Genomic DNA, 4,825 nt, shown 5'->3' with positions numbered 1-4,825 from the left:
TGCGGTGCGCGAAAGCAGCATTAATATCTGCATCAACAAACTGCAGGACATCAAACTGTAAGCAGCCCAGGCGAACGCCTACATAGCTCACCCAACGTGACGCTTTCGAATCAGCAACTCTTCCTGGACGTGGCCGCAAACGTTGCGACCATCTATGAGTTCGATATCAACGCGGCTTCGGACCACAACGATGGATCTTCCGCGACGGGGAAATCAGTGCTGAGCGTCAACGCTTGGTTGCCCAGTTCTCGGTCTGCGACGAGATAGTAGAAACCGATCTGAGATTGATCCTTCGGGTCGTAGCCCGTCAAAGCCTCGGCGGGTATCAAACCCGATAACTCATAACCATCATGACGCGGAATCGCGTGAATCTTCAAAGCGTCCGGCCGGATTGGCTTTGGATTCGTCCGCGCCCGATTAATGGGCACCATCGCTGCGACGGGTCGTTCCCGCTTTGGGCCACCACCGGCGGGCAACCAAAGAAACCGGTGGCAATGCTGTGTGGCTCGGTGAATGTTGGGACTGTTTCGCGTGTCCATCCACAAATGCAGACCATCGCTCTCGTCCAACCGGGTCTCGCGGCACCATGGCAGCTGACGTTTTCCATTGACGAGCAAATGAAATCCGATGCCGGAAACGTCCCAGGCAATGCGAACATCCGCGTAGATCGGCCCGCCTGACAGCGCGGCAAAGGATGGCACCCGGCACGACGTTGGAAGAGACAACCCTCGCGAGGTCCAATCCAACGCGTGCTGTTGCAGCCGAACTTCGAATCGGAACAACATCGTGGGATCGAGAAGGGGACCTTTGGCAGAACTCAAAACTACAAACCTGCTCGTGAAATTCTTCGGGACCAACCAGCCGCGGTGACATCGCCGCAGCAACCAAAAGCGTACCGGCTTCGTTCCGCTTGGGAATGGTGGGAAGCTCGCATCACCGCTGAACGTTCACACAATCGTCCATCGCTGGTTTCATCCCGAAGCCAGTCGTGAACACCGTTTCAGCTGGCGAATTGCGGAGAAATCTTCACCAAACCGGGCGTGAAACCGACTGGACTTTACCCAACCGGAACAACCTGAACGGTCGCGGTGAAAACGAAATGCTTTCCCAGGCGATTTCAATTCCCCAGCCCTCCAAGTCGCCGATAGCGTGCGTTGGAGCGGGATCTCCATCAGACGATTTTGGCGGCGCCAACTTCGGCAATGCCTTGCCGCTCTGTCCCACCTCACAGCCCACCATCACATTTATACAAACTCCGGTTTCGCAGTGAACTTATTATTCCAAGACGTCGTTCGCTGACCTCCGGCCCAAATAGAATCATGAAAACTCTTTCCCCCATTCGTCATTGTTCCAGTACCGCCAAACGCCTCGCTTTGTCGGTCGCAATCGCCGGTTCAGTCTTCGCTGCGGGACTGGCCCCCTCACTCGCCCACGCCAAGCGAGTGGACACGGCTCTGACCGGCGGCATCTCGATTCTCGTCCATCGCTTTGACGAAGAAGCCGCCCCCATCGATCCGACACCTGTCGTCGTTGAAGAAGCCAAAGACGAAACCGAAAAGAAGACCGACGAATCCGCCAAGCCAACCGAAGCAGCCGCCACCGACCAAGCCCAGCAAAAGATCGTCGCGATTCCTGGCACGCACGATTCGATCCCAACCGTCACCGTCGACCTTTCCCCTGAAGCCGCTCCCGCAGAAGCCGACCTGCCCGCCACGGACGACGCCGAAACAAACTCTGGACTGCAACTCGCCGCAGCCGACACTGACGTTGCTCCCGCTCAAACCACCAGCGTTCGACGCACGTCATCTGACTTCAACGAAATGCTGGCCGCCGTCGCTGCTTCGACCGCAGCCAAAATCGGCATTCCTCTGGAACAGTTCCTTGAACCGTTCGCGATGATTCGCACCAAAGCAAAGTTGCCACCGGTTGCCGGCGAACTGGATCCTTCCATCGGAGCAGCCGTCGCCGACGACGAAGCCTTGGCTCAAGCGGTCGCTCTGAACCGTTGGTGGTTGGATGAATCCAAACCGGAAGTCGACTTTGACGAGAACGTGCTGCAAAGCCAAGTCGTTGAAAAGGTATCGAAGCCAACCCCGACGCCTCACAAATTCACGATCGACGTTCGCGAAGAGTTGGCTGCTCTCGCAGCGGAAGAACCTTTCGATGTCACTCAGCCCTCGGTGATCTTGCCCTTCATCGCCAAGCATGACTTCTCGGCCCCGGCGATCGACTCGCCCCCCGCGATCGAGACATCGGCTGAGTCCGCGACTGAACCCGAAGTTGTCGAGGAAGACATCGATCGCTTGGCGGGAAGCTCGCCCGTCATCGTGACGTTGGAAGAAGCGTATCTGCCATACGATTTGAATGAAGGCGACGTTCACCAAGCCCAGGTGGTGAAGTCGTCACCGGACTGCTTGCTCGATGAAGCGGTTTGGCAAATCAGCAAGTTGGCGGATCAGGCGGAATGCTTCACGCCGCGTGAATTGGGTGGATTGTTGGCAGATGTCTCGCGTCGGCGGGCGAGCATCGAAGCGGACGTGTTGGATGTCGTCGCCCACGACTTGGCGTCGATCGTTGCGACACCAGTCCCGATGATGTTGGTCGATGGCGAACCGGTGCCGAAACCGGTCGCCGATGCGGAGCCGGACGCCGTCCACTCGATCGACACGATGGTCGTCGACGGCGAAGTCATTCCGGCTCCGATTCCGGACGCGGTTCCCGATGAGTTGCCCAACTCGGCGATCATCGAAATCATGTTGGTCGATGGCGATTTGGTTCCCGCACCCACGCCCGACACCGCACCGGATGCACCTGAGTCGGCACCAGCCATTCCGACCATGCTGGTCGATGGCGACGCGATCCCGGCGCCCACGCCGGATGGAATTCCCAATGGGCTCGTGAGCTTGGACACGGCCACCGGAATCGAATCGATTGTCGCCGTCGATGTGGTCCCTGAATCGGCTTATCCAAAGATGAATCCTGGATTGGATCCGGCCGCGATGGATGCTGAAACTCAATTGGCCACGCGTCCCGAAGACGAGAGCGTTCAACGCTAGAAGGGCTAAAACGATTCGCCGCCAATCGCGAATCGACATCATCGCTTCGAAGCTGAAACCCACGATGTTGAATCCCAACGTCGTGGGTTTCGCTCGTGTATACTTGCTGCACCAGTCTCAATCCTCGTGCGGAAGTTGCATTGATGTTCATCAAACGGATCCTTTGTCTCGGACTCTTACTCGGCTTTGCCTTCAGTTCACCAACGGCATTTGGGCAAGAGCCGGATGCTAAAGAAGGCAGCCAGCGTAAGAACGTTCTTTTTCTTATCTCCGATGACCTGAACACGCGCATCGGTTGTTATGGCGACCCGATCGTTCAAACACCCAACATCGATCGCCTGGCCGCTCGAGGTGTCTTGTTCGAGAACGCCGCCTGCCAATACCCGCTCTGCGGCCCATCACGCAATTCAATGCTGTGCGGTCTCTATCCCGACACGACAGGCATTCACGGCAACGCCCAAATCTTCCGTGATTCCATCCCCCAGCGTTGGTCGCTTCCGCAAGCATTTCGCTTGGATGGGTACTTCGCCGGACGAGTCGGCAAACTGTACCACTACAACGTTCCCAAGTCGGTCGGAACCAACGGCCACGACGATCCCGCGTCGTGGGAATTGGAACTGAACCCTGCCGGTTGCGATCGACTGATCGAAGAACCAGACATCTTCACGCTTCGAAAAGGTGCGTTCGGCGGAACACTCTCTTGGTACGCATCCCCTCGTCCCGATGAAGCTCACACCGACGGAATGCTCGCCGATGATGCATCGTGGGTCTTGGAACGATGTGCCAAACGCAACGACCGCCCGTTCTTCTTGGCCGTCGGTTTCTATCGACCTCACACGCCCTATGTCGCGCCGAAGGAATACTTCGAGCCATACAAGCTCGAAGACATGCCTTTGTTCGACAACGTGGAAGAAGACAACGCGGACGTCCCCGCCGCGGCTCTGTTGAGCAAGAAGAAGGAACAAGATCAACTCAACGATGAACTGCGACGGCAAGCGATTCAGGCTTACTACGCCAGCACAACGTTCATGGACGCGCAAGTCGGAAAGGTGCTCGACACGCTGAAACGCACCGGTTTGGACAAGAACACGATCGTGGTCTTCACCAGCGACCACGGTTACTTCCTTGGCGAAAAAGGATTGTGGCAAAAGCAGGCTTTGTTCGACAAAGTCGCTGGCGTGCCGCTCATCATCGCGGAACCAGGACGCACGGAAGGTGCGATCGCCAAGTCACCTGTTGGCCTGGTCGACTTGTATCCGACACTCGCTGAATTGTGCGACGTTCCCACGCAAGAACTGATGCAAGGACAATCGCTCGTGCCGATGTTGCGTGATCCATCAGAAACAGGTCGCGGCTATTCCATGTCGATGGTCGCGCGAAATGATCGCCAAGCCAAACAACGCTATTACGGCTATTCCATTCGAACCGAGCGTTATCGATTGACACTTTGGGACGACGGCAAACGAGGAACCGAACTCTACGATCACCAAAACGATCCCGACGAGTTCACCAACCTGGCACACGGCGAACGAAAGAAAGATCCCAACAACGCCAAGGTCATTCGCGAGCTGACTCAGAAGCTGAAAGCTGAGATGGCCAAAGGAATGCCCGCCTCCGGAAAACGGACGGAATACAAAGTCGGCAACTGGAACCCAATGCTCCGCGTCGACGACTGAGTAGAGGCGACGGGGTCGCCGGCTTCTAGCTTCTAGCTTCTAGCTTCTAGCTTCTAGCTTCTAGCTTCTAGCTCGTGCTCGTGCTCGTGCTCG

3 protein-coding genes are annotated in these 4,825 nt (G+C 56.8%); 2 read left to right on the top strand and 1 reads right to left on the bottom strand.

The features are described from left to right. Nucleotides 1–152: 152 nt before the first annotated feature. A complete protein-coding gene (locus B2R17_RS16475; RefSeq protein ID WP_008666674.1) occupies nucleotides 153–701 on the bottom strand; it encodes a hypothetical protein in 549 nt (182 codons plus the stop codon). Nucleotides 702–1,319: 618 nt separating this feature from the next. Between B2R17_RS16475 and B2R17_RS16470 the strand changes: the two genes are divergently transcribed. Both B2R17_RS16470 and B2R17_RS16465 read left to right on the top strand, forming a co-directional pair. Next, on the top strand, nucleotides 1,320–3,056 hold the full coding sequence (locus tag B2R17_RS16470; protein WP_286764837.1) for a hypothetical protein: 1,737 nt from the start codon (nucleotides 1,320–1,322) through the stop codon (nucleotides 3,054–3,056). 143 nt (nucleotides 3,057–3,199) lie between these two features. After that, nucleotides 3,200–4,732: a sulfatase gene (locus tag B2R17_RS16465; RefSeq protein WP_286764836.1), complete on the top strand. Its 1,533-nt coding sequence runs from the start codon at nucleotides 3,200–3,202 to the stop codon at nucleotides 4,730–4,732. Nucleotides 4,733–4,825 lie beyond the last annotated feature (93 nt).

The sequence above is a fragment of the Rhodopirellula sp. UBA1907 genome, from assembly GCF_002337565.1.
Classification (GTDB): domain Bacteria; phylum Planctomycetota; class Planctomycetia; order Pirellulales; family Pirellulaceae; genus Rhodopirellula; species Rhodopirellula europaea.
The sequence above is the reverse complement of the archived record's forward strand: the minus strand, read 5'-3'. Positions and strand labels throughout refer to the sequence as shown.

Bases quoted from the DNA above. Each gene is read 5' to 3' on its own strand.
- B2R17_RS16470 (WP_286764837.1), top strand. From the start codon at position 1,320: ATGAAAACTCTTTCCCCCATTCGTCATTGTTCCAGTACCGCCAAACGC.
- B2R17_RS16465 (WP_286764836.1), top strand. From the start codon at position 3,200: ATGTTCATCAAACGGATCCTTTGTCTCGGACTCTTACTCGGCTTTGCC.